This is a genomic window from Thiohalophilus sp., from assembly GCF_034521165.1.
Lineage (GTDB): Bacteria > Pseudomonadota > Gammaproteobacteria > UBA6429 > Thiohalophilaceae > Thiohalophilus.
In genome coordinates this window covers 231,337-251,833 of sequence record NZ_JAXHMV010000016.1, presented here as the reverse complement: position 1 = coordinate 251,833, position 20,497 = coordinate 231,337, and the positions used below count along the sequence as shown (strand labels likewise).

At 56.8% G+C, this 20,497-nt stretch carries 29 protein-coding genes; 20 read left to right on the top strand and 9 right to left on the bottom strand.

The features are described 5' to 3' along the window. Positions 1-208: 208 nt before the first annotated feature. Positions 209-595, bottom strand: a complete 387-nt coding sequence (locus tag U5K34_RS15760) for a hypothetical protein (protein WP_322569359.1) — start codon at positions 593-595, stop codon at positions 209-211. A 107-nt stretch (positions 596-702) separates the two neighbouring features. Between U5K34_RS15760 and U5K34_RS15755 the strand changes: the two genes are divergently transcribed. From U5K34_RS15755 to U5K34_RS15685, 15 genes are all read left to right on the top strand, one after another. Then, positions 703-1,203, top strand: a complete 501-nt coding sequence (locus U5K34_RS15755) for a heme-binding protein (protein ID WP_322569358.1) — start codon at positions 703-705, stop codon at positions 1,201-1,203. Then, positions 1,196-1,426, top strand: coding sequence for a hypothetical protein (locus U5K34_RS15750; protein WP_322569357.1), 231 nt, complete (start codon positions 1,196-1,198; stop codon positions 1,424-1,426). The genes U5K34_RS15755 and U5K34_RS15750 overlap by 8 nt, the downstream gene beginning before the upstream one ends. After that, positions 1,419-1,778: a hypothetical protein gene (locus U5K34_RS15745; RefSeq protein WP_322569356.1), complete on the top strand. Its 360-nt coding sequence runs from the start codon at positions 1,419-1,421 to the stop codon at positions 1,776-1,778. The genes U5K34_RS15750 and U5K34_RS15745 overlap by 8 nt, the downstream gene beginning before the upstream one ends. Before the next feature lie 107 nt (positions 1,779-1,885). Further along, positions 1,886-2,179: a hypothetical protein gene (locus U5K34_RS15740; RefSeq protein ID WP_322569355.1), complete on the top strand. Its 294-nt coding sequence runs from the start codon at positions 1,886-1,888 to the stop codon at positions 2,177-2,179. 295 nt (positions 2,180-2,474) lie between these two features. After that, positions 2,475-2,798, top strand: a complete 324-nt coding sequence (locus tag U5K34_RS15735; RefSeq protein WP_322569354.1) for a PilZ domain-containing protein — start codon at positions 2,475-2,477, stop codon at positions 2,796-2,798. A 73-nt stretch (positions 2,799-2,871) separates the two neighbouring features. Continuing rightward, on the top strand, positions 2,872-3,204 hold the full coding sequence (locus U5K34_RS15730; RefSeq protein WP_322569353.1) for a TraR/DksA family transcriptional regulator: 333 nt from the start codon (positions 2,872-2,874) through the stop codon (positions 3,202-3,204). Positions 3,205-3,477: 273 nt separating this feature from the next. After that, positions 3,478-3,834 (top strand): PilZ domain-containing protein, encoded by a 357-nt coding sequence (locus U5K34_RS15725; RefSeq protein WP_322569352.1) that lies wholly within the window; start codon positions 3,478-3,480, stop codon positions 3,832-3,834. A gap of 52 nt (positions 3,835-3,886) precedes the next feature. Further along, the gene (locus U5K34_RS15720; RefSeq protein ID WP_322569351.1) at positions 3,887-4,342 is read left to right on the top strand and encodes a hypothetical protein; all 456 of its coding nucleotides are present in this window, start codon (positions 3,887-3,889) and stop codon (positions 4,340-4,342) included. Between the two features lie 82 nt (positions 4,343-4,424). Further along, on the top strand, positions 4,425-4,703 hold the full coding sequence (locus U5K34_RS15715; protein ID WP_322569350.1) for a PilZ domain-containing protein: 279 nt from the start codon (positions 4,425-4,427) through the stop codon (positions 4,701-4,703). A gap of 3 nt (positions 4,704-4,706) precedes the next feature. Beyond that, a complete protein-coding gene (locus U5K34_RS15710) occupies positions 4,707-5,186 on the top strand; it encodes a DUF2244 domain-containing protein (protein ID WP_322569402.1) in 480 nt (159 codons plus the stop codon). Beyond that, complete coding sequence (locus U5K34_RS15705) at positions 5,179-5,634, top strand: YcgN family cysteine cluster protein (RefSeq protein ID WP_322569349.1); 456 nt, start codon at positions 5,179-5,181, stop codon at positions 5,632-5,634. Before U5K34_RS15710 ends, U5K34_RS15705 begins: the two co-directional genes overlap by 8 nt. Beyond that, positions 5,624-5,758 (top strand): hypothetical protein, encoded by a 135-nt coding sequence (locus U5K34_RS15700; protein ID WP_322569348.1) that lies wholly within the window; start codon positions 5,624-5,626, stop codon positions 5,756-5,758. Before U5K34_RS15705 ends, U5K34_RS15700 begins: the two co-directional genes overlap by 11 nt. Before the next feature lie 19 nt (positions 5,759-5,777). Further along, positions 5,778-6,260: a YajQ family cyclic di-GMP-binding protein gene (locus U5K34_RS15695; RefSeq protein ID WP_322569347.1), complete on the top strand. Its 483-nt coding sequence runs from the start codon at positions 5,778-5,780 to the stop codon at positions 6,258-6,260. After that, complete coding sequence (locus U5K34_RS15690) at positions 6,253-6,462, top strand: DUF3565 domain-containing protein (RefSeq protein WP_322569346.1); 210 nt, start codon at positions 6,253-6,255, stop codon at positions 6,460-6,462. The genes U5K34_RS15695 and U5K34_RS15690 overlap by 8 nt, the downstream gene beginning before the upstream one ends. A gap of 351 nt (positions 6,463-6,813) precedes the next feature. Beyond that, complete coding sequence (locus U5K34_RS15685) at positions 6,814-8,253, top strand: hypothetical protein (protein ID WP_322569345.1); 1,440 nt, start codon at positions 6,814-6,816, stop codon at positions 8,251-8,253. On the opposite strand, the gene U5K34_RS15680 is transcribed toward U5K34_RS15685, so the two are convergent. Beyond that, on the bottom strand, positions 8,238-9,677 hold the full coding sequence (locus U5K34_RS15680; RefSeq protein ID WP_322569344.1) for a rhomboid family intramembrane serine protease: 1,440 nt from the start codon (positions 9,675-9,677) through the stop codon (positions 8,238-8,240). The genes U5K34_RS15685 and U5K34_RS15680 overlap by 16 nt on opposite strands. Before the next feature lie 208 nt (positions 9,678-9,885). Here U5K34_RS15680 and U5K34_RS15675 point away from each other — a divergent pair, with 208 nt between their 5' ends. Continuing rightward, complete coding sequence (locus U5K34_RS15675) at positions 9,886-10,794, top strand: cyclic nucleotide-binding domain-containing protein (protein ID WP_322569343.1); 909 nt, start codon at positions 9,886-9,888, stop codon at positions 10,792-10,794. 152 nt (positions 10,795-10,946) lie between these two features. Continuing rightward, complete coding sequence (locus U5K34_RS15670) at positions 10,947-11,534, top strand: hypothetical protein (protein WP_322569342.1); 588 nt, start codon at positions 10,947-10,949, stop codon at positions 11,532-11,534. Between the two features lie 149 nt (positions 11,535-11,683). Here the strand turns inward: U5K34_RS15670 and U5K34_RS15665 are convergent, their stop codons facing one another. Beyond that, positions 11,684-12,280, bottom strand: coding sequence for a CBS domain-containing protein (locus tag U5K34_RS15665; protein ID WP_322569341.1), 597 nt, complete (start codon positions 12,278-12,280; stop codon positions 11,684-11,686). 192 nt (positions 12,281-12,472) lie between these two features. After that, a complete protein-coding gene (locus U5K34_RS15660) occupies positions 12,473-12,859 on the bottom strand; it encodes an HU family DNA-binding protein (protein ID WP_322569340.1) in 387 nt (128 codons plus the stop codon). A gap of 169 nt (positions 12,860-13,028) precedes the next feature. On the opposite strand from U5K34_RS15660, the gene U5K34_RS15655 reads away from it, so the two are divergent. Then, on the top strand, positions 13,029-13,403 hold the full coding sequence (locus U5K34_RS15655) for a Rieske (2Fe-2S) protein (RefSeq protein ID WP_322569339.1): 375 nt from the start codon (positions 13,029-13,031) through the stop codon (positions 13,401-13,403). A gap of 61 nt (positions 13,404-13,464) precedes the next feature. Then, positions 13,465-14,049, top strand: a complete 585-nt coding sequence (locus U5K34_RS15650) for a TIGR04211 family SH3 domain-containing protein (protein ID WP_322569338.1) — start codon at positions 13,465-13,467, stop codon at positions 14,047-14,049. A 73-nt stretch (positions 14,050-14,122) separates the two neighbouring features. Here U5K34_RS15650 and U5K34_RS15645 read toward each other — a convergent pair whose 3' ends face one another. Next, the gene (locus U5K34_RS15645; protein WP_322569337.1) at positions 14,123-15,085 is read right to left on the bottom strand and encodes an HDOD domain-containing protein; all 963 of its coding nucleotides are present in this window, start codon (positions 15,083-15,085) and stop codon (positions 14,123-14,125) included. A 230-nt stretch (positions 15,086-15,315) separates the two neighbouring features. On the opposite strand from U5K34_RS15645, the gene U5K34_RS15640 reads away from it, so the two are divergent. Further along, positions 15,316-16,398, top strand: a complete 1,083-nt coding sequence (locus U5K34_RS15640; protein ID WP_322569336.1) for a cyclic nucleotide-binding domain-containing protein — start codon at positions 15,316-15,318, stop codon at positions 16,396-16,398. Positions 16,399-16,625: 227 nt separating this feature from the next. Here the strand turns inward: U5K34_RS15640 and U5K34_RS15635 are convergent, their stop codons facing one another. The 4 genes from U5K34_RS15635 to U5K34_RS15620 all read right to left on the bottom strand — a co-directional run bounded on the left by U5K34_RS15635 (position 16,626) and on the right by U5K34_RS15620 (position 20,428). Beyond that, a complete protein-coding gene (locus U5K34_RS15635; RefSeq protein WP_322569335.1) occupies positions 16,626-16,967 on the bottom strand; it encodes a histidine triad nucleotide-binding protein in 342 nt (113 codons plus the stop codon). 73 nt (positions 16,968-17,040) lie between these two features. Then, complete coding sequence (locus U5K34_RS15630; RefSeq protein WP_322569334.1) at positions 17,041-18,084, bottom strand: NADP(H)-dependent aldo-keto reductase; 1,044 nt, start codon at positions 18,082-18,084, stop codon at positions 17,041-17,043. 216 nt (positions 18,085-18,300) lie between these two features. Next, positions 18,301-19,407 (bottom strand): FIST signal transduction protein, encoded by a 1,107-nt coding sequence (locus tag U5K34_RS15625; RefSeq protein ID WP_322569333.1) that lies wholly within the window; start codon positions 19,405-19,407, stop codon positions 18,301-18,303. A gap of 133 nt (positions 19,408-19,540) precedes the next feature. Further along, complete coding sequence (locus tag U5K34_RS15620; protein ID WP_322569332.1) at positions 19,541-20,428, bottom strand: phosphoribulokinase; 888 nt, start codon at positions 20,426-20,428, stop codon at positions 19,541-19,543. Positions 20,429-20,497 lie beyond the last annotated feature (69 nt).

Here is a 20,497-nt window from a genome sequence, read left to right as displayed (position 1 = left end):
GAGGCGCAGAGTACATTTATTGTGGCACCTTCGCTGACCTGAAAGTGGTTCTCCGCGTCACTGCGACTCCGCGAGCTCCGCGTTTGACACCGGTGCCTGATATGAGTTGCACAGGTCACGCTGGCGAGAACCTGCGAGACTAAGCACTAGGCACTAGGCACTAGGCACTAAGCACTAAGCACTAAGCACTAAGCACTAAGCACTCCGCTCAGAGTCCGCAATCGGCGCGGGTCAGGCCCAGGGTTGCGATCTCGCCTTTATCCTTGCCGCGATAGACATATTGAACATCAATGCCTTCGCTGAGTAACGGCTCGAGGGTCTTGCAGCCGGATTTGAGCATAGTCGGGCGCAGGGCCTGGGTGAATTTGTTCCTGTCCAGATCGCCGGCGTTGTAATTGACCAGCGTGTAGTTGTAGGTCAGTACCTGGCTACCGGAGTCGGCCCCGTCCAGACGGGTTTCCTGATCGACCATCATCGGGGCCTGCTGGTTGACGGCATCGGCGGCCTGTTGCAGCTCGTCGTCGGTGACGGCATAGGCATTCAGGGTGAGGGCGCCCAGCAGCAGGGTGCTGGTGCGAAGGAAAAGAGCGCGCATAAAGGGTTCCTGAGAGTAAAGTGGCATTTCCGTTATTATCGTTGATAGAGTTGTCAGTGCAAGGCCAAATCGGGCCAGCTGTTTTGCGAATTTACCAGGAGGCAAGAATGAGAACAGGGCGATACGGTGTTTATCTGGCGGGCGCGCTGCTGCTGGCGGCGCTGCCGTTGCAGGCCAACGAGGTGATCAGCGTGAAACGGATCACCATGGATCTGGCCGCCGAGATTGCCGGGGCGGCGGTCAAGGACTGCCGGGAAAAGGGTTATCAGGTCAGTGCGGTCGTGGTGGATCGTAACGGCAATACCCAGATGGCGATGCGCGATACCCTGGCCAGCCGCTTTACCCTGCAAATTGCCGAGGAGAAGGCCAATCTGGTGATCATGTCGGGCATTCCTTCCGGGCAATTTCGCGGCAGTCGTCAGGATATTCGCCAGGAACTCAATCATATCGACGGGATTGTGGTGATGGATGGCGGGCTGCCGGTTCAGGCGGCGGGCACGAACATCGCGGCCATTGGCGTCAGCGGGGCGCCGGGAGGGGATATCGATGCCGAGTGTGCGGCCCGGGGCATTGCCGCCGTGCAGGATCGGCTCGACTTTATTGAATAGTTCAGTTCGGGAGAACAAGGTGATATTCGGACGAATTCTGTTGCTGCTGGGCAGCGTGCTGGCGCTGTTTGCCCTGTGGCGCTTGCTGGCGCCGTATGTCTACGCGCCGCTGTCGCCCGCTTCGGCCCAGACCGTGCTGTTTCTGGTGATCGGCGGGATCCTGGCCTGGGTCGGTTATCAGCTGGAACGCCGTGCCGGCGGCGGGACGGACTCGCATGACTGAACAGGTCGAAGGCTATATCTGTTTTTATACGGACCATATCGCCGAGGAGTTCATTTCCATCGACGAGGCCCGCTATATGGCGCTGGAGCAGATTCTGGCCATTCTGCAGGGCGGCGTCCTGGGCTATCCGCGCAATCTGCTCGGGATCATCGATGAGAAGGGCAACAGCCTGCAGTTTTTCGTTCAGCCCGACGGCGAGATCGAGCTGAATCTCTCCGTGCCGGAGGAGTTCGGCTCCTATACCCGCCAGATAGAGCAACTTGAGTGCTATACCCTGCTCAAAAAAGCCTCTCGCTATATCGAGCATATGCCGGTGGGTCAGGTCGAATTCAGCGGCTGGTGGCTTGAATAGCCGGCCATCGGCGGCGAATAACTGGTATTTTCCCGCTGGCGGACTAAGCTCAACTGACGCGCACACAAAATTTCCGGGTTTCAGACCTGGCCTTGCGGAGGTGGCAGATGAAACAGGAGCGTCGTCAGTTTGTTCGTCAGAGCGCCGGTGCGACGGTGCGTCTCTATCACCCGGTCCTGGGCAGCCTTCGCAGCCGGGTCGAGGACTGGTCCCCGGGGGCGGTGCGCCTCAGTGGCGATATTCCCCATCACAATGGTCACGATCTGGGCAGCGACTATTTCCAGCTCGAGGCCGACTCCCTGGATGTGATCTTCACCATGGCTTTCGTGCGCCTCGACGAGCAGGGCCTGGTGCTGCGCTTCATCGATGAGGGGCAGACGCCGTTTGGTGATCGGCACTGAATAAGCGTTCCGAATACTCGTCCATTTTACTAAATCGCCTGGATCAAGGCGCAACGCGACGGATCCCGATTTTGCGAGGTTCAGGTGGAGCCGTCTCGCTTGTTCCACCCTGCAGGGGGTGATAGGGGATTGGGAACTGTTATTTCGTCTCCCTCGCAGGCGGGTTCAAATTTGCCGATAGCCGGACACAAGTCTGTTGTTCGGCCGCCACGTTGCGGCTGTGACCGTCTTTACCCATAATGTGAATATGGGTCAGTGAATAAGAATTCAGTGTCGAATTGCGGGGGAGATGTGTATGGAAGAGCGCCGCCATTACAAGCGCAAACTGGTCAATGCGCGGGTCAGACTGTATCACGCCAATTTCGATATGGTGGAAGGCTCGACCCGGGATATTTCCGACGGCGGCGTGTTTGTCGTAACCGATCATCCGCTTCCGCTGCAGGAAGGGGAACAGCTGAAAATGATCCTGCCCCAGTCCCGATCGCCGGATATTGTCTTTAACATGCAGGTGATTCGCCTCGCCACCGATGGCATGGGGCTGATGTTTCTCGATTATGAAAACCAGGGCCGGCGCGGCACGATGGCGGAATTGCGTAATAGTATGAAAAAGAAAAAATAACCGGTGCTTGCTTTGCTGGCGCGCTCTGACTTACGGTGGAGACACAATTCATTGCACGCTGGAATGCCCAACCATGTCTGATACCGCGCACTACCGTCAGGTGCTGCTGAACAAGCGGCGCGAATTACTCGAACGGGTGACGGCCATCGCCGATGACAGTCAACTACCCGCCAGTGCCGATTCGGAAGAACAGGCCGTGGAGCTGGAAAACGAAGAGGTTCTCTCGGCGCTGGACGAAGAAGCCCGTCAGACCCTGACGCTGATCGACCAGGCATTGCAGCGACTCGAACGGGATGAGTACGGGCTGTGCCTGGCCTGCGGCAAACCGATTGCCGAGGCCCGCCTGGAAGCCGTGCCCTACGCCGAACTGTGTATCGAATGCGCCGAACGACAGGAATCGGCCTGAGCGGATGCTGGCTTTTCTTCTCGAACATCTGGAAGGGGTCGTTATCGTGGCCCTGGTAGTGGGGCTGGTGATACTGGTGATGGCGACTGCCCGACCCGGCCGGGACGGCTAGATACCGGGGGTTTCCCTCACCCCCTCTCAGGCGTCCCCCGGGAATGTGATTGGCTCGTCACAGATGAGGCTTGGGCTTTGCCGCGAGTCAGGCTAGAATTTGCCGCCAGATAAAAAGAACTCACTCCTGTGGACGATCACAATTGCCGGGATGAACGGAGAATGATGGCCAGACTCTCCTCTTATTTTGATGTTCGCGAGAAGCGCTTCCAGTTCCGCAAGCCGGTCCCGGCCCGGGTCCGAATCAGTCACTCCACCTTTGGTGTCATTCAGGCTGTCACCCGGGATATTTCCGATGCCGGCCTGTTTGTCGATCTGCGCCATCGCCTGCGTCTGCCTATCGGCGCGCATATCAAGCTGCAATTTCTCGATTCCGCCCGTCCCGAGATCGCCTTCAACATGAAAGTGATACGTGAAACCGATGAAGGCATTGCACTGACCTTTGTCGATTTCGAAGTGGATGGGCGACGTTACAAAATTGACGAGTTGCGCGAACACTGGAATCCGGCTCAGCACTGAGCCGGCGCCGCCGGGACAGGATTCTGTCGGGCCACTACAGGAGGGATTTTCCATGTCTCAAACCGGGCGAGTGATACAAATCACCGCTCTGGCGTTATTCCTGCCCTGGCTCGGGGCCTGCCAGAACACGGGCGGCAGCGTGGGGGGCGAGTGGGGTGAGCCGAGCCCTGTGTCGCGAGCCGATTCCCGGCCCGGGCCACCGGCGCATGCCCCGGCTCACGGCCGCCGGGCGCAGCAGCGCGAATATCGCTATTACCCGCGCAGCGGGATCTATTTTGATACGGACCGGGGCGTCTATTTTTATTACAGCGATGGCCGCTGGCGCGTCTCCGCCGAATTACCGCGCCGGTTTCGACTGCGCCTCGGCGAACATATCACCCTGGAAGCCCATTCGCAGGAGCCCTGGCGGGATTACCAGGAACACCGTCGCAAGTACCCGCCGGGTCTGCGCAAAACGGGCCGCGATCACCCCGGTCAGGGGCGCGGGCTCGATAGTCGGGAGGAATAACTGCGTGCCTGCCTGGGACATGCCTCGAAATGGTCTATGCTTGAAACAGGAGACGACCCGCCGCAGAAGGCAGGAGGGGGTTATGGAAAAGCGACAACATCGGCGTATTCCGTTTCGACGCCGTGTTTATCTGATCCGTCGCGAAGGCGATGAGCAGTTGCTGGAATCGTCGGATTTTTCCCTCACTGGCATGGCGGTGCTCAGCAAGCGGTCGGTTCAGGTCGGAGAGAAGGTCTGGCTGCGGTTCGAGGTCAATACGCTGGGCAAGCATCGGCAGTTGAATGTTCAGGCGGAGATCCGGCATGTGGATTTGACCCCGCACTGTTACCGGGTCGGGGTCAATTTTCTCGAAGCCCGCTGAGTGATGCTGCAGATCGAGCACGACACCGGCTGGGATCGGGGGTGCATCATTCTGCGTCCCCATCCGCCCTCGAGCTGGCGGGCCAATCTCTGGATTGTGGGGCTGGCCGCGCTGCTCTGTCTCTCCTTTGCCGTCGGGTTTGCCCTGGCCGGGGCGTGGCTGATACTGCCCTTTGCGGGCATCGAGATCATGGCCCTGTTCGGGCTGCTTTATTATGTTTCACTGAAAACCCGGGTGCAGGAAGTGGTCCAGTTCAATCACCAGGAAATCCGTTTTCAACGCGGGCGGCGCCGGCCGGTGCTCGAATGGCACTGCCCCCGTTACTGGTGCCGCCTGCACGTGACGCCTCCCTCGCATCCCTGGTATAGCAGCCAGGTTCGCCTGCGCTGTCATGGCGAGGAAGTGGAGCTGGGCCGGTTTTTGTCGGATCGCGACAAACGTGCCCTGGTACGCAATCTGAACGCGTTTTTACAGCGTGGCTGATTTCTGGCGGCACAAGTCGCTGGCCGAAATGACCCCGGCCGAATGGGAATCCCTGTGCGACCGGTGTGGACGCTGTTGCCTGCTCAAGCTGGAAGATGTGGACAGTGGTGAGCTGTATTTTACCAGTATCGTTTGCCGGCATTTACAGCAGCCTGGCTGTCAGTGTGATTGCTATGCCAACCGGCTTGTTGAAGTCCCCGAATGCCTGGCCCTGACCCCGCAAAGCCTGCCGGATCTGATCGATCATTTACCGGGCAGTTGTGCCTATCGACGGCTGGCCGAAGGGCGCCCCTTGCCCCAATGGCATCCGCTGATCAGCGGCGATCCGGACACGGTGGCAGAGGCGGGGATCGCGATCGAAGGCAAGGTCATCAGCGAAGCCTATATTCATCCCGAACAATATGAAGAACATATTATTCACTGGCACCAGTGGGAAGGTGAGTCGTAAACCGGTGTTTCGAATCGGCAACGGCAGTGGTGAGCAGATTCAGCGCATCGATCTGGCCTGGCTGTTTGCCCGGGGTAGACCTGAGAGCAACAGCTCCATAAAATCGTCGTTCATCCTGCGCTAAATGACAACAAGGAGCCGGCATGCCCAGTTTTGATGTGGTATCCGAAATCGATATGCACGAGGTCACCAACGCGGTGGACCAGGCCAATCGTGAAGTCTCGACCCGTTTTGACTTCAAGGGCAGCGGGGCAAAGTTTGAAATGAATGACAAAACCGTCACCCTGCATGGCGATGCCGATTTTCAGCTCAAGCAGATGCTGGATATTCTGCGCAACAAACTCAGCAAACGGGGCGTGGATCTGGATTGCATGGAACCGGGCAATGTCGAACATGCCGGCAAGCAGGTACGTCAGAATGTGACCATGAAAGAAGGCATCGATCAGGCCCTGGCCAGGAAGATCGTCAAACTGATCAAGGACAGCAAGCTCAAGGTACAAACCCAGATACAGGGCGAGCAGGTGCGGATTACCGGCAAAAAGCGCGATGATTTGCAGGCGGCGATCGCGGCGCTCAAGGAGGCCAACCTGGAGATGCCACTGCAGTTTACCAATTTTCGTGACTGAGTCTCTGGTCAGTATTACCGGTTTTGTGCAGGATGAAGAGGGCGACTGGGTTGCCGAACTCTCCTGCGGTCATCGCCGGCATGTGCGTCATCGTCCGCCCTGGCAGAATCGTCCCTGGGTACAGAGCGAGGCCGGTCGGCAGAGTATGATCGGGTATGTGATCCCCTGCCGGGATTGTCAGAAGAATATAAGAAAATCCTGATATAAAAGTAATTCAATCACTTGCCGGGCAAAGCTTTCGAATAGCTTGAAAGAACGTCACTAAACGGCAGGGATAAAATTCGGGACGGGGGCTTGAAAGCCCGGCGGCCGGGGGCTAGCTTTAAATGACCGGTTTCCAGACTGCCTCGTGTCACGAGTGACAGCCCCCATTTCAAGCCATCCTTCGCTTGAGCCCTTCCCGTTGAGCACTGAGTGGGAAGGTTTTTTTATCTGCCGCAAGCACAGAAAAAAATGCCGCCCGTGAGCGTGCCGGAGTCGAATATCCCGGCGGCCCGGGCGACAATGATAATGATGGATTACCGGGGGCGCGTGTCGAGTTACGCTGTTGTTTATGGAAAAGGTTTTTTGCAAATATCATCCGTCCACACCGGCGCGCTGGCAGTGTCAGCCGTGTCGGGTCGATTTTTGTACGAGTTGCGCCAGCCCCGATAAAGCGAGTGAAGCCCCGGCCTGTCCCCTGTGCGGGCAAGCCACCACTTCTTTAGGGGCCGGCAATCTGATCCGGCCGTTCTGGCAGCGGATTCCCCGTTTTTTCCTGTTCCCGGCGCACCCGGTTCCGTTGTTGTTTATGCTGGCCCTGACGGTGTTGAGCACGCTGCTGGCGTCGGGTTCCTTGATGGGACTGTTGTTCATGCTGGCGATCAGCGTGGTGTTTTACAAATACGCGTTTGTCATTCTGGAGGATACGGCCCAGGGTTATCTCAAGCCCCGGCCCATCACCGGCAGTGTGATCACCGATGAGCTGGAGTTGCCGTTCAAGCAGTTACTGTTGATTATTGTGCTCGGCGTGCTCAATTACCAGGTGCTGGTGAATTTCGGTGGCGGGCCCTTTGTCCTGATGGCACTGTTTTCCGTGGTGATCTTTCCCGCCGCCATCATGGTGCTGGCCGTCGAGCACAGTTTTTTCAAGGCCGTCAATCCGTTGATGTTGCTGGTCACCATCAAGCGTATCGGTCCGTCCTATTTCATTATGTGTTTTTTTCTGGTGTTGCTGCTCAGTGGCGGGGCGATTGCCAGTGACCTGTTGTTAAATGTTCTGCCGCAGAGTCTCTGGTTTGCCAGCAGTAATTTTATCAGTATGTATTTTATTCTGATCATGTACAACATGATGGGGTATGTGATTTATCAATATCACGAACAACTGGGGCATAGCGTTACAGAGGAATACCTGGAAACCGAAACACTTTCCTCAAAAACAGCCCCCGGCGATCCCAGGTTTCGCCATATCGATATTCTGCTGCAGGAAGGCAAAACCGACGAGGCCGAACAACGGTTGATCCAGGCGATTGAAGAAAACCCCGGTGAATTTGACGCCCGGGAAAAACTGCACCGCTTTTATATCGCCACCAAAAACCGTGACGGACTGTTGCGGCACAGTGCCGATTATGTCGCCCGCCTGTTACACAGCAACAAACCGTCCGAGGCGATGCGGGTCTATCTTGAGGCCTCGCATATTGCACCGAAGATCAAACCCGGCGGCGCGCGGGAACGCCATGAACTGGCCGAACTGCTTAAAAGCAATGGCCAGTCCCGTGCGGCTTTGAGCCTGCTGAATAACCTGCATAAGGAATTCCCGGCCTATGAAGGGATCCCGGGGGCCTATCTGCTGGTCGCCCGGATTATGTTCGAGTATTTCGGCGAGGAGCATAAGGCGCTGCAGGTGCTCGATTTTCTGAAGAAAAAATTTCCCGGCCATCCCCTGCAACAGGATGTGGAAGAATACCGTCAGGTGATCGAACGCATGGCCGGGGCCAGTCAGCCCAGCGCCTGACGGGCGTGACTGGCTTCCCGGCTGTCGGGGTAACATTCGATCAGCATGTTGAGATACTTCTCGGCCTTGTTGCGATTATTGTTCCGCTGATAGTGACTGGCCAGTGCCATCAGCCCTTCGGGGTTGCGGGCAAAGTCACTTTTGCGGGTGGTCAGATACAGGACGATCTTCTCGGCATCTTCCAGAAAGCCGCCGGCGGCAAAGCGCAGTGCCAGTGTCATCAGTTGATCGGGACCGAGTCGTACGTTGGGCTGGACCTGCTCGACATAGGCGATAAAAGTCTCCCGCAACTGGCGTATCGGCATGTGCCTGGCGTGCTCCGTGCCCAGCAGTCTGACCGCGTAATCGTGAATGCTCTCGTCCTGCGTAAGCCGGGCGATATTGAACAGCTGTTCGACAACTTCTATCTGCTCGGGGTAGTCCTGATACAGCTGGGTAAAGATCCGGCGCGCCTTGTCCAGTTCCATGCGGGCGACATAATCGAGTCCTTCCTGGTAGCGCGCCACATAGGCCCGTTGTTTTTCTTCCCGATCGAGATAGTCCAGGTCGGCCTTGCCCAGGCGCAGGGCGATATAACCGATCAGTGCGCCGCTCAACAGTCCGCCGATATGTGCCAGGTTGTTGATGTTGCTCGGTGAGTAGATCTGGGTGATCACTTCATAGCCCAGCCAGATCGGCAACAGGATAATGGCGGGGGCCCGCACAAAGTCGAAATAAAACAGCAGCGTGTAGAAAAAACGGATCCGGCGCCGGCCGAACAGCACGGTATACATCCCCATCAATCCGGAGATGGCGCCCGAGGCCCCGACGCCCCACATCAGGCTGTCGGGTTCCAGCATCCAGTAAAACAGCCCGGAGCACAATCCGGCGACCAGATAGGCAAACAGATAAATATTTCGTCCCAGCGTCATCTCCACGCTGAACCCGATCAAAAACAGAAAGATCATGTTGCCAATCAGATGGCCCCAGTCGGCATGCAGGAAGATATGGGTAAACAGGGTCGTCAGGGACGGCTCGGCGGTCTTGAAACTGAAGCGATAGGTGACGATTTGTTCAAGATGATTCTGGAAAACCCGGTGTTGTTCCTGCCAGGTTTCATATTGCGGGTGTTGCGGTGTGATCAACTTGTTGTCTTTCAACTGCTGCTGAAATTTGCTATCGGTCAGCAGAGCGGATAACAGTACCTCGTCCTCTGCCTGGCGATCGCGCTGAGCGTCGAAGCCCTGCTGCTCCAGATAGTCGCGATATAACGGCAATTCGACGGCAGGCAATTCCGAGTTCAAATAGTAGTCGTAGGCCCGTTCTTCGAGACGCTCATCGTCGCCCTGCCAGAGCGTAAAACAGAGGATGTTGACCAGGATCAGCAGCAGGGTGACCAGCGGGGGGTTGCGCCATTCCGGTTTCCTGTCCAGTGGAATAAACATGCGAGGGAAGCGTCCGGCTAGCGAGCGATGGCGGAGTGGGCCGCATTGACATGATTTTGCATCGGGGTATTTTGCCAGCTGGCATCTTAAAATGGAAACTGTGAAAGGCTTCCTGTTCTCCGGCCGGTTCCGGGCCGATTATTAAGCTTTGCTAATGTTGTCATCATCCGTATGCCGCGCTGGCCGCTGGCGTGCCTCAGGAGGGGAAATGCAGGGTAACGGACAGTTGCGTGAGACCGTCGAGCAGGCGATCGAACGTCAGGAGGCGTTCGGGGAGTTGTTGACCCAGGTGGAAAAGGAGTTGCTGCTCGATTTTGGCGTGGTGCGCAGTGCCGCCCCGGGTGAGCTGCTGTGTCGTCCGGATCAGGTGGATACCCGGGTCTATATCCTGGTGATCGGCGAAGTCGAGGTGCTCGATGCGGTGGAACAGGAAGGGACGGTTCTGGCCCGTCTGGGGCGCGGTGAACTGTTTGGTGAAATCTCCGCGCTGTTTCGTCTGCCACGGATTTCGGCGGTTCGTGTCAGCCGTCCGGCCGTCCTGCTGGAGATTCCCGGCGATGTCCTGGAAAAAGTGATCAGCGGGCGCCCGGAGCTGTATCACGCGGTTATCAAGCGCTACAAGCAGCGGATTACCGAGACCGCCCTGCGGCGCGTGACCCTGTTCCGTTATGTGCCGGCCGATCGCCTCGGTGCCCTGATCGAGCACTCTTCCCTGGTGGGCATTCCCCCCGGCGAAACCATCGTTGGTGAAGGCGAGGCCGGCGATGCGCTGTATATCATTATCTACGGCACGGCGCGGGTCACCCATCAGGTTGGCGATGAGGCGATGAATCTTGCCCTGTTGCGCGCCGGCGACTATCTGGGGGAATGGTCGGTACTGACCGGTGCGCCACGCGCGGCGACGGTGACGGCCGTTACCCGGGTGGATGCTATCCGGGTCGATTGTCAGCCGTTTTTGCAATTTATCCAGGAGAATCCGGCGATCCGTGACCGGCTGGATATGATCGCGTTTAATCGCCATGTTGAGACGGCCGAACAGGGACAACTGGTCGACTCGCGTGAAGCGATGGATGAGGCGCTGGCGCGTATCCAGAATCTGATCGATCAATCCGACTGATCATCTTTGCGGTGAGCTGGTTGGACGATTTTGCTGCAGTTTTGACGCTGTGTGGGCAGGGCAAAAATGCTATTATTTCGCGGGGAATCCCGTTAATATCCCGGTTATTCCGATTCAAGCCAGACAGCAACAAGCCAGTTCAGGGGAGCACTATGCCAAGCAGAATCATTCCGATCATCGTCCTGGCACTTGCCAGCAGTACGGCCAGCGCCGAGGCCATCAAGGCGTATCTGGGCAGTGAGGCCGCACGTTTTTCCTATGCCACCGAGGCCTTCGGGCAGCAATTCGGTCGTCTGGAAACCGAGTTCGGTCTACTGTTTACCGATCACGATGAAGCGGTACGTGAGGATGATTTTCTGACTCACGCTGGTCTGCAGGTGCGGGGTGAAAGCCTGGATTTTCCGATGATCGTGTCGATCGGGGGCCGGGCCTACTATGGCGAGGCAAGCAATAACGATGTCTCCGCTATCGGTATCGGCGGCGACATGCTGATGTTACCCGAAAGCTGGGGCGGTTTCGGCCTGGGTGCCTTCTTCTACTATGCACCGGGCGTGGTCTCTTTTCAGGATGCCGAGAAGCTGCGTGAATGGGGTCTGTTCGCCTCTTTCCAGATTACGCCGCAGGCAAGCGTCGTTGCCGGCATTCAGAATATCGAGGTGGATATCGAAACTCCCGGAGGGGTGACCAGCAGCCTCGAGATTGAGGACGGTTCATTTTTCGGGGTGGACATCCGCTTCTAGAGTCGAGCCTCCGCTTGAATACAGAACCCGTCCCGGGCGTCCCGGGGCGGGTTTTTTATTGCCTGGCGTTTGTTTCAACAAGTGCGCCGTGAATTTATGCATTAGCGAACTGATTTCGCGAACATGAAGCCGTTAGCGGGAATGGCGGGTTAGCCGGCTGTCAGGGCCTGTTCCAGCTCGGCAAAGCTGTGAGCCCGGCCGCTTTCGGGAATGGGCATACCCAGTTGCCGGCTGATATGCGAGGCGGAAAAAATACCGCGTACGCGTTGTAAGCCGTAGCGATCGTTATCGATGACCAGGGCGTGCTGGCGGGCTACCTGCTGCAGGGTTGCGACAACATCCCCGACACAGGCCATCTGAATGTCGCTCAGGGCGAGCACATCCAGCTCATCATGCGGTGTCATGATATCCCGCACCATGATATCGGCATAGGTGCAATCCACTTCATGCATGTACTGTACCGGCTTTTCGCCCAGTATATCGGTGGCAGTGAGGATCCCGGCCACCGAGTTATCCGCCCGGCACACCAACAGCAAGCGAACCTGATTGGCAATCATTTTCTGGTTGGCGGCATCCAGTCGCGTACCTGGCTCCACCGTGATAGCCGCGACCCGTTGCAGATCGGTCATGGCATAAATGGCAGGCATATCCAGCGTCAGGTGATCGGGGAGCATCTGGTGTGGCCGATGATAGCCGATATGGTTGGACAATTTGCGCAGGGGTAAAGATGTATAGTCTGTGGGCATGGGTTTCACCGTCGATTATTTCGGGCCATGCTCAGTAGATAGTCAATCTGACGCGACTTTGCAAACCGATGGCGGGGATATCCGGGATGGAGAATGCGGGAATTGAAGCGTTCGAGGGTTTGTATTTTCGGGGATATAACGAAAACGGCCGGGCAAACGCCCGGCCGTGAGTCCCTTTCGAATCTTACGGTTTCAGGCCGCCATATCCTTGAGAGCCTTGAGCGGCTGGGCCTTGACCACGTTGCGGGCCGGCTTGGCCTTGAATACGGTGGGTTCGCCGGTGAACGGGTTGATGCCTTTGCGGGCCTTGGTAGCAGGCTTGCGCACAACCTTGATTTTCAGCAGGCCAGGCAGGGTGAAGACACCGGCGCCGTTGCGCTTGACATGACCGTTGATGATGGTAGCCAGTTCATCGAATACCGCGGCGACCTGTTTTTTCTGCAGCTCGGTGCGTTCGGCGATAAGGGCGTACAGCGCGGATTTGGTCATTGGTTCCTTGATGGTTTTGACTGCCGGGGCCTTTTTGGCAGTGGTTTTCTTCTTCGCGACTTTTTTCTTGGCTTTTTTCTTCGTTGCCATGATTGCTCCTGAGTGTTCTGAACGGATTGTTTGTCTGGTGCTAAAATAGCACACTCTAACGCGATTTAAAGCTGTTATAAGCCTATTTTTGACCATTTTGTATTTCTGACGCAAGCGCTTTTCCCTGATTTTCAGGGGATCAGATGCATCTGTGGCCAGGGAGTTGTGCATGAGAGAGTTCAGAGTTTGTCATATTGAGGAGATCGACGATCCGGGGAGTCTGGAAGTGAGCCTCACATGTCAGGGAGAGGAGCAGAACCTGTTTGTGATCAAATTTCAGGGCCGCCTGCGTGGCTACATCAACAGCTGCCCGCATACCGGAGTGCCACTCAACTGGTTGCCGGACCAGTTTTTTGACTATAACGGGGAGTTAATACAATGCGCACTGCACGGCGCGCTGTTCCGTCCGCAGGACGGGTATTGTGTTTGGGGCCCCTGCCAGGGAGAATCACTGGCCGCTGTGCCGCTGCGGGTGGAGGCGCAGCAGATCTATGTGGACTGTCGTCAGATCCGGCTGCTGCAGCCGGCCACGAACGAGCACTAAATCTTCCCGCGGTCCTGCCGATACTGCATTAATCCATGAAATTCATTACACTGCCCCTGTTATGACTTACCGAGTACTCATTCTCCTGTTTGCCCTGAGCGGTCTGCTCGGCGGATCTGTGCATGCCCAGGATGACGATGGCAAGGTGTATATCAGCGACATGCTGCGGGTTGGCGTGCGTCCGGAGCCGGACAGTCGCGTAACCCCCGTGGGCGTGGTGACCACCGGTATGCATCTGGAGGTGCTGGCACGGCGTGATGGTTACATCCGTATTCGTACCGACAAGGGGCTGACGGGCTGGATCAGGGATATTTATACCACCGAAGAACCCCCGGCGATGATCCGGCTGGAACAGGTCAGGGAACAGCGCGCCGCGATGGAGAAGGAGCTCACAGAGTTACGCCAGGCGGTCAATGCCCTGGAGGAAGCCAACCAAACGCTCAACAGCCAGCTCGATGAGCTCAAGGCGGAACGCTCCAAGCTGCAATTGCGCGTGGCCCGCAGCGCGGCGCAAACAAAGAAAAGCGGCAGTACTGTGATTTTCTGGGTGATCGGGTTGGTACTGATCGGAATTGCCGCCTTTGCCGGTGGGGTCGTCTGGCAGCGCTATCAGACGAGTCGACGACTGGGCGGATTACGTTTCTGAATTGGTTACCACGGGATTGGTTAGCACGGGACTGGTTACCGTGGGATCGGTTGCCGCGAGCCCGTGCCGGAGCTCAGCTTATCAGGCTGCGGACCATGGTATCGAGTACATCGGCCGATTGTAAAATATCATCCAGTGCATTGTTCAAATCGCTCTCCGATAGTCCCAGTTGCTGGTAAAGCATGGTTGCCAGCTCATCACTATCGGCATCGGAAAGCTCGTGCCGTTTGAGCAGCTGATCGGTAATTTGGGTCAGCCAGACATAATCGGCAAACTCTCCCTGGTAATTCAGATTATGGTGATGGCCGGCAACGGCCTGCAGCTCACCGGGCATTTGCCATTCCTCCATCAGGCGAACACCCAGATGTGCATGGGTAATACCCAGTAGCTCTTCTTCCAGGGCAATCACCGGCTCGCCATAATGCGAATTTAGCGCGTTGTTCAGCCAGTGATAATTCTCCGGGAACAGTTGCGCCAGCACCAGAAAACCGATGTTATGTGTCAGACCGCACAGATAGGCGATCCCCGGTTGTAATTTTTTATCCCGCTTTATCTGTTCAGCCACATTTTGCATCAGGGCAGCACTATAGGTGGCGCTGCGCCAGAAATGATTCAATCCCAGTTTGCCGGATTCGGGAAAGCGGAAAGCCCCGGCCATGGAATTGCCGATGGCCAGATACATGACGGTTTCAAAGCCGAGTACCCGAAAGATCGCATCATCCAGCGTTTTGACATGGCCACGCTGTCCGAACAGCGGGGAGTTGGCATAACGAATGACCTGGGCGGCCAGGGAAGGATCGAGCATAATAATGTCGACCAGCTGCTCGACAGTGGCATCGGGATCATCACGCAGTTTCAGAATACGCAGGGCCAGTTCGGGAATCACGGGCAACTGATCAATCCGCTCAATCTTGTCGGCGATATACAGTTCCTCCGGCAGGTACGGCTCTGCCAGGCGCTCCCGGGTCTGGCGCGGTCGAAAAGGAATGACGTTGTCCCTGTTCTTTTTCTTATCCCTGTCCCTGTCGTCACTCATGGTGCGCGGTGCTCCTTTTTTGCTTATGATTATGTGATGGAGTTAACATACCTGATACAGGTTACTTTATAACAATACTGGTTCGAATGTCAGTTCGGATTGCAGCCTGAAATCAGGAAGATAACACGACTGACTATGGAACAGGACGGCAAGGCTGTCAATTCCGGGGGCGTATCGGCCCCGAACTCAGTTGTCTGGCAAAAAGATAATAATCACAATTGGTGCCGCGGATGAATGACAAGCCGGTTTTAACAATCGAAATCCTCAAAAAATACGAACCGATCGCCTCACTTTCCACCGAGCGCCTGGAAGAGTTGTTGAGCCTGCTGACACTCGATTCGCCCGGTATCGGCGTCAGTCTGTTTCGCGAGGGCGATATCGATAACCAGACAGTCTACCTGCTGGACGGGGATATTCAGCTCAGTTCTTCTGATGGCGCTATCAGCAAAGTGATCACCGCGCGGGATGACGAGGCGCGTTTCCCGCTGGTCGACGGACAGCCGCGGCAGGCAACGGCCACAGCCCTGACCCGCGGGCATGTGATTCGTATCGAGAACAGTATTCTCGATTATATGATGATGTGGGATCAGATGGCGGTATCCGAAGATCGTGAACCTCCGTCCGCTCAGACGGTGACGCCGCCGGCGGAACAGGATAACCCGGCGGCGGAAGGCGGACGCAGCTGGATCCGCAAGGTCCGCCATATCATGGCGTTTGAGTCGATGCCGCCGGCCAATATCAAACAGCTGCTGGAGAAGATGCAGCCGCTGGACGTCAGGGCGGGGGATCGCATTGTCGAACAGGGTGAGCCCGGTGATTATTATTATGTGCTTACAGAAGGGGAGGCGCAGGTGACCCGCACGGTGCGCCTGGCCAGCCTGGATGCCGGCAGCAGCTTTGGCGAAGAAGCCCTGCTCTCCGGCGGCAAGCGCAACGCCTCGGTGACCATGGAAACCGACGGGCAAGTGATGCGACTGGCCAAGGAGGATTTTGACGCACTTCTCAAGGAGCCCTTGCTGGCCCGGCTCTCGCCGGACGAATCACGGGTGCGTGTCGCCCGCGGCGCGCGCTGGCTGGATGTCCGTCACGCCCGCGAATTTCGCCATAGCCGCATGCCCCATGCCATCAACATCCCCCTGCACGAACTGCGCATGCGCCTGGATGAGCTGGACAGGGAGATCGAATACATCTGTTACTGCACCACCGGCAAGCGCAGTTCAGCGGCGGCCTTTTTACTGGTCCAGAACGGCTTCAAGGCCAGCGTCCTCAACGGCGGCATCCAGGTCATGCCCCAGGACCTGCAACGCGGTTAGAGGTATGTGGGATAAACGCAAAGGACGCAAAGACGCGGAGGACGCAAAGATATTCATTTTAACGACGGCATGACTATCCGAGTGCCGATATAGCCATTAACATTTTATGATTAATTCGAACTCGATGAATAATGAGTCGATCCTCCCGGTCAGAATGATAAATACATAATTATCTTTCTCTGCGAACTTTGCGTCTTTGCGTCCTTTGCGTTATTTCCAGAGAGTATCTAACCAGGCGGCCAGTGGAGGGGGCGGCCGGCGAGCAGGTGGAGGTGGACGTGGTAGACGGTCTGGCCGGCCATGCGGTTGCAGTTCATGACCACGCGGTAACCTTCCTCGTCAAACCCCTGTTCGCCGGCATAGTGTTGCGCGGCGAGGGTCAGCCTGCCGATCAGGGCGGCATCTGCGCTGTCAAAATCATTAATCGTACCGACATGGCGCCGCGGGATGAATAACACATGCTGCGGGGCCTGGGGATTGATGTCGCGAAAGCCGATGACATCGTCATCGTTATAGACGATATCGGCCGGTTGCGTGCCGTCGGCGATTTGACAAAACAGGCATGTCATAGAGTTCTCCCTCATTAACCAGTCTCTTAGTACTTAGTACTTAGTACTTAGTACTTAGTACTTGGCCCCTGGTTCAGGGACTGGGGTTGGGGAATTTCTGGTGAATAGCCTCGATACCGGCGAGTACCTCATCGGACAGATTCAGATCGATACTGGTAATATTGCTTTGCAGCTGGTTCATGTCAGTGGCGCCGACAATATTGCTGGTCAGAAACGGCCGGCTGTTAATATACGCAAGCGCCATTTGTGCCGGGTCCAGATTGTGCTTGTGTGCCAGTGCCACGTATTGTTCGGTGGCGGCGATCGCCTGCGGGTTGCTGTAGCGGGTGTAATCCGGATAACGGGTCAGGCGCGCGCCGGCCGGTTTCTTGCCGCCCAGGTACTTGCCGGAGAGGACGCCGAAACCCAGCGGTGAATAGGCCAGCAGGCCGCATTGCTCACGACAGGCGATCTCGGCCAGACCCACCTCGAAACTGCGATTCAACAGGCTGTAAGGGTTCTGCACCGAGAGCATGCGGGGCAGATCGTGTGCTTCGGCCAGCTGTAAAAAGCGCATGACGCCCCACGGGGTCTCATTGGAGACGCCCACATGGCGAATCTTGCCCGCCTGGCGCTGCTCTTCCAGGGCCTCGAGGGTTTCCAGCAATGGCGTGAAATCTTCATCGAAGCGGTGCTGGTAGCCGAGCTGGCCAAAGAAGTTGGTCTGACGCTCGGGCCAGTGCAACTGATAGAGATCGAGATAATCGGTCTGCAGCCGCTGCAGACTGGCATTCACCGCCTGGCGGATATACTCGCGATTATAACGGGTCTTGCCGCCGCGGATATGCGGAATCCAGTTCTCGCCGGGCCCGGCGATCTTGCTGGCCAGCACGATGTCGTTACGCCGGCCGCGTTTCTGCAGCCATTCGCCGATAATCTCCTCGGTACGCCCGTAGGTCTTCGCCTGTGGCGGAATCGAATACAGCTCGGCGGTGTCGATAAAGTTGACCCCCTGCGCCAGCGCATACTCGATCTGCTCGAACGCCTCGGCAGGTGTGTTCTGCTCGCCCCAGGTCATCGTGCCCAGGCAGATGACACTGATGTCGATATCGGTGTTCCCGAGTTTGCGATATTCCATGCTAAAACCTGTTTGTTAGAGAGATAAAGAAATTAACGCAAAGAGCGCAAAGCCGCAGAGAACGCAAAGGAAAATAAATAATTATTACTATCCCTGGAGATAAATCGGCAACAATCAACTCAAGCGACCCGATTGTTTCTCACATTGTCAGTTTATTTTGAAAAATATTAAAACTCTGCGTCCTTTGCGTCTTTGCGTTCTCTGCGTTGAAAAAAATTATAAAAATAAAGTTAAAACGCCGGTGTAGCCGTACAGGCGCTGGCCGGCGATTTCGCCGTTGGCGTAGAAGCCGACCAGCGGGATGTCGCCGAAGACCTCGCTGATCATTTTCATTTCCTCACTGTTTTCGCCGAACAGATGCCGGCCCCGGCCCAGGCAGGAGATGTAGAGGCCGCCTTTGGGTTCGGCGCCCTTGAGCCGTTTTTTGACATCGGCCAGCATGCGTTGCATGTCTTCGATGGCGGATTTGCCGTCGCGGCGGCAGAACATGATCGGCGTATCGGGACTCATGTGCTCGCCGATGGCCAGCAGGTTATTGTCCGGATCGAAGCCGATCACGTTGCGCACCAGATAGTCGCCGGTGTCACTGCCCTGGACCGGGAAGGCCGCAAAGATATAACCGGCGGCGCGATCAATGTCGCGCGCCAGGACCTCGCCGATGTCCTCCTTGAAGACCTCCAGCGCCGGACGGTCATCGATAGTGATCGCCATATGATGATCGCAGGCGGTCAACTTCCTTGGCCCGGTGATAGGGGTGCAGCCCTGACTCAGCCCCGTGACCATGGGGATATCCTCGAAGATGACGCCGGAGAGCGAGCCTTCGGTCAGATCGTCGGCCACCTGGAAATAATGGTTTTCCGAGGAGGTGAGTCCGCCGATCAGATAACCGTTGCCCAGCTGCTCGGGCAGTTCCTGGATCGTCTCGGGCAGATGCCCGTTACGGGGATCGCCGTGGACCACGGCCGGGCGCAGGGAAAAGTCGTTGGGATTGGCCGGCGGCGGCGCCTGCTGTTCTTCCTGGGCCATATCAAAGATCCGGAACTGTTCTTGCGGGAACTGGCAGGCGAGCACGACGATCGCCGGCTGGTCGTAATATTCGGTATTGGTACAGCAGATGCCATTGCCGATACTGCCGACCCAGTGGGCAATGCCGGTCTGTTCCTTGAGATAACGCAGCAGCTTGCTCAGCTCGTTACTGAAGGCGTCGGTGACATAGAGGAAGGCCAGGTTGCACTCCTCGCAGGCACCGATCTGTTGTATCACCTGATCGGCGGCCTTTTGCCATTCGTTCTCGGCGGCATGTCCCAGTTTGAATTGTGTCATTGTCGCTCTATCTGCCGGTTGTCAGGACCGATCATGCTAGCATGTAACCGGCTCGGTTATCGATACGCTGGTTTTGTTCGGACATAAAAAAACCGGGCAGAGCCCGGTTTTTTATTGGCCTGGGAGTGACGTCTCAGGCTTTTTTCTTTTGCTGGATCATGTCGTGGATCAGCGGGTTGAGGATCAGCTCCATGGCGAAGCCCATCTTGCCGCCCGGTACCACGATGGTGTTGCGACGTGACATGAACGAATCGGGGATCATGTTCAGCAGATAGGGGAAATCGATCCCGGTCGGGTCGCTGAAACGGATCACGATAAAGCTTTCGTCCGGCGTCGGGATATCCCGGGCAATGAACGGGTTGGAGGTATCCACCGTCGGCACCCGCTGGAAGTTGATATGGGTGCGGGAGAACTGCGGCGTGATGTAGTGCACGTAGTCTTCCATGCGACGCAGGATGGTGTCGACGATCGCCTCGGCGGAGTAACCGCGCTGTTCGTTGTCGCGGAAGATCTTCTGGATCCATTCCAGGTTGACGATCGGCACCACGCCGACCAGCAGGTCGACGTATTTGGACACGTCGATATCGCCGTCGGCAACACCGCCATGCAGCCCTTCATAGAACAGCAGGTCGGTCTTTTCCTTGATTTCTTCCCAGGGCGTGAACTGGCCGGGGGTGAGATCGGTGTTCAGGCGGCTGTTGTGCTCGGCCGCTTCCTCGTCGCTGTGCAGGTAATAGCGGCGCTTGCAGGTGCCGGTCTTGCCGTAGGTCTGGAAGGTCTCTTCCAGCAGGTCGAAGTGGTTGGCTTCCGGACCGAAATGGCTCAGTTGCTTACCTTCTTCGGCAAACTTGGCAATCGCCTCTTTCATGGCGGCGCGGTCATAGCGGTGGTAGCTATCCCCTTCGATCACCAGCGGATTGATCTGCTCGCGGAAGAAGATGTGCTCAAAGGCGTCTTTTACCGTGGTGGTCCCGGCGCCGGAGGAGCCGGTGACCGCGATAATGGGATGTTTTGCAGACATGGGATCTCCCTTGGGTCAAACGTTGGAAATGTTGTTGTAATGAATTCGGTTGTTCTGCGGCGGCCCCGG

Excerpts from the sequence above, each read along its gene's own strand:
- U5K34_RS15755 (WP_322569358.1), top strand. The coding sequence starts at position 703 with ATGAGAACAGGGCGATACGGTGTTTATCTGGCGGGCGCGCTGCTGCTG.
- U5K34_RS15745 (WP_322569356.1), top strand. The coding sequence starts at position 1,419 with ATGACTGAACAGGTCGAAGGCTATATCTGTTTTTATACGGACCATATC.
- U5K34_RS15675 (WP_322569343.1), top strand. The coding sequence starts at position 9,886 with ATGCAGGGTAACGGACAGTTGCGTGAGACCGTCGAGCAGGCGATCGAA.
- U5K34_RS15635 (WP_322569335.1), bottom strand. The coding sequence starts at position 16,967 with ATGACATGCCTGTTTTGTCAAATCGCCGACGGCACGCAACCGGCCGAT.
- U5K34_RS15685 (WP_322569345.1), top strand. The coding sequence starts at position 6,814 with ATGGAAAAGGTTTTTTGCAAATATCATCCGTCCACACCGGCGCGCTGG.
- U5K34_RS15760 (WP_322569359.1), bottom strand. The coding sequence starts at position 595 with ATGCGCGCTCTTTTCCTTCGCACCAGCACCCTGCTGCTGGGCGCCCTC.
- U5K34_RS15725 (WP_322569352.1), top strand. The coding sequence starts at position 3,478 with ATGATGGCCAGACTCTCCTCTTATTTTGATGTTCGCGAGAAGCGCTTC.
- U5K34_RS15720 (WP_322569351.1), top strand. The coding sequence starts at position 3,887 with ATGTCTCAAACCGGGCGAGTGATACAAATCACCGCTCTGGCGTTATTC.
- U5K34_RS15730 (WP_322569353.1), top strand. The coding sequence starts at position 2,872 with ATGTCTGATACCGCGCACTACCGTCAGGTGCTGCTGAACAAGCGGCGC.
- U5K34_RS15645 (WP_322569337.1), bottom strand. The coding sequence starts at position 15,085 with ATGAGTGACGACAGGGACAGGGATAAGAAAAAGAACAGGGACAACGTC.
- U5K34_RS15660 (WP_322569340.1), bottom strand. The coding sequence starts at position 12,859 with ATGGCAACGAAGAAAAAAGCCAAGAAAAAAGTCGCGAAGAAGAAAACC.
- U5K34_RS15640 (WP_322569336.1), top strand. The coding sequence starts at position 15,316 with ATGAATGACAAGCCGGTTTTAACAATCGAAATCCTCAAAAAATACGAA.
- U5K34_RS15630 (WP_322569334.1), bottom strand. The coding sequence starts at position 18,084 with ATGGAATATCGCAAACTCGGGAACACCGATATCGACATCAGTGTCATC.
- U5K34_RS15625 (WP_322569333.1), bottom strand. The coding sequence starts at position 19,407 with ATGACACAATTCAAACTGGGACATGCCGCCGAGAACGAATGGCAAAAG.
- U5K34_RS15670 (WP_322569342.1), top strand. The coding sequence starts at position 10,947 with ATGCCAAGCAGAATCATTCCGATCATCGTCCTGGCACTTGCCAGCAGT.
- U5K34_RS15650 (WP_322569338.1), top strand. The coding sequence starts at position 13,465 with ATGACTTACCGAGTACTCATTCTCCTGTTTGCCCTGAGCGGTCTGCTC.
- U5K34_RS15665 (WP_322569341.1), bottom strand. The coding sequence starts at position 12,280 with ATGCCCACAGACTATACATCTTTACCCCTGCGCAAATTGTCCAACCAT.
- U5K34_RS15710 (WP_322569402.1), top strand. The coding sequence starts at position 4,707 with ATGCTGCAGATCGAGCACGACACCGGCTGGGATCGGGGGTGCATCATT.
- U5K34_RS15655 (WP_322569339.1), top strand. The coding sequence starts at position 13,029 with ATGAGAGAGTTCAGAGTTTGTCATATTGAGGAGATCGACGATCCGGGG.
- U5K34_RS15715 (WP_322569350.1), top strand. The coding sequence starts at position 4,425 with ATGGAAAAGCGACAACATCGGCGTATTCCGTTTCGACGCCGTGTTTAT.
- U5K34_RS15735 (WP_322569354.1), top strand. The coding sequence starts at position 2,475 with ATGGAAGAGCGCCGCCATTACAAGCGCAAACTGGTCAATGCGCGGGTC.
- U5K34_RS15695 (WP_322569347.1), top strand. The coding sequence starts at position 5,778 with ATGCCCAGTTTTGATGTGGTATCCGAAATCGATATGCACGAGGTCACC.
- U5K34_RS15740 (WP_322569355.1), top strand. The coding sequence starts at position 1,886 with ATGAAACAGGAGCGTCGTCAGTTTGTTCGTCAGAGCGCCGGTGCGACG.
- U5K34_RS15680 (WP_322569344.1), bottom strand. The coding sequence starts at position 9,677 with ATGTTTATTCCACTGGACAGGAAACCGGAATGGCGCAACCCCCCGCTG.
- U5K34_RS15620 (WP_322569332.1), bottom strand. The coding sequence starts at position 20,428 with ATGTCTGCAAAACATCCCATTATCGCGGTCACCGGCTCCTCCGGCGCC.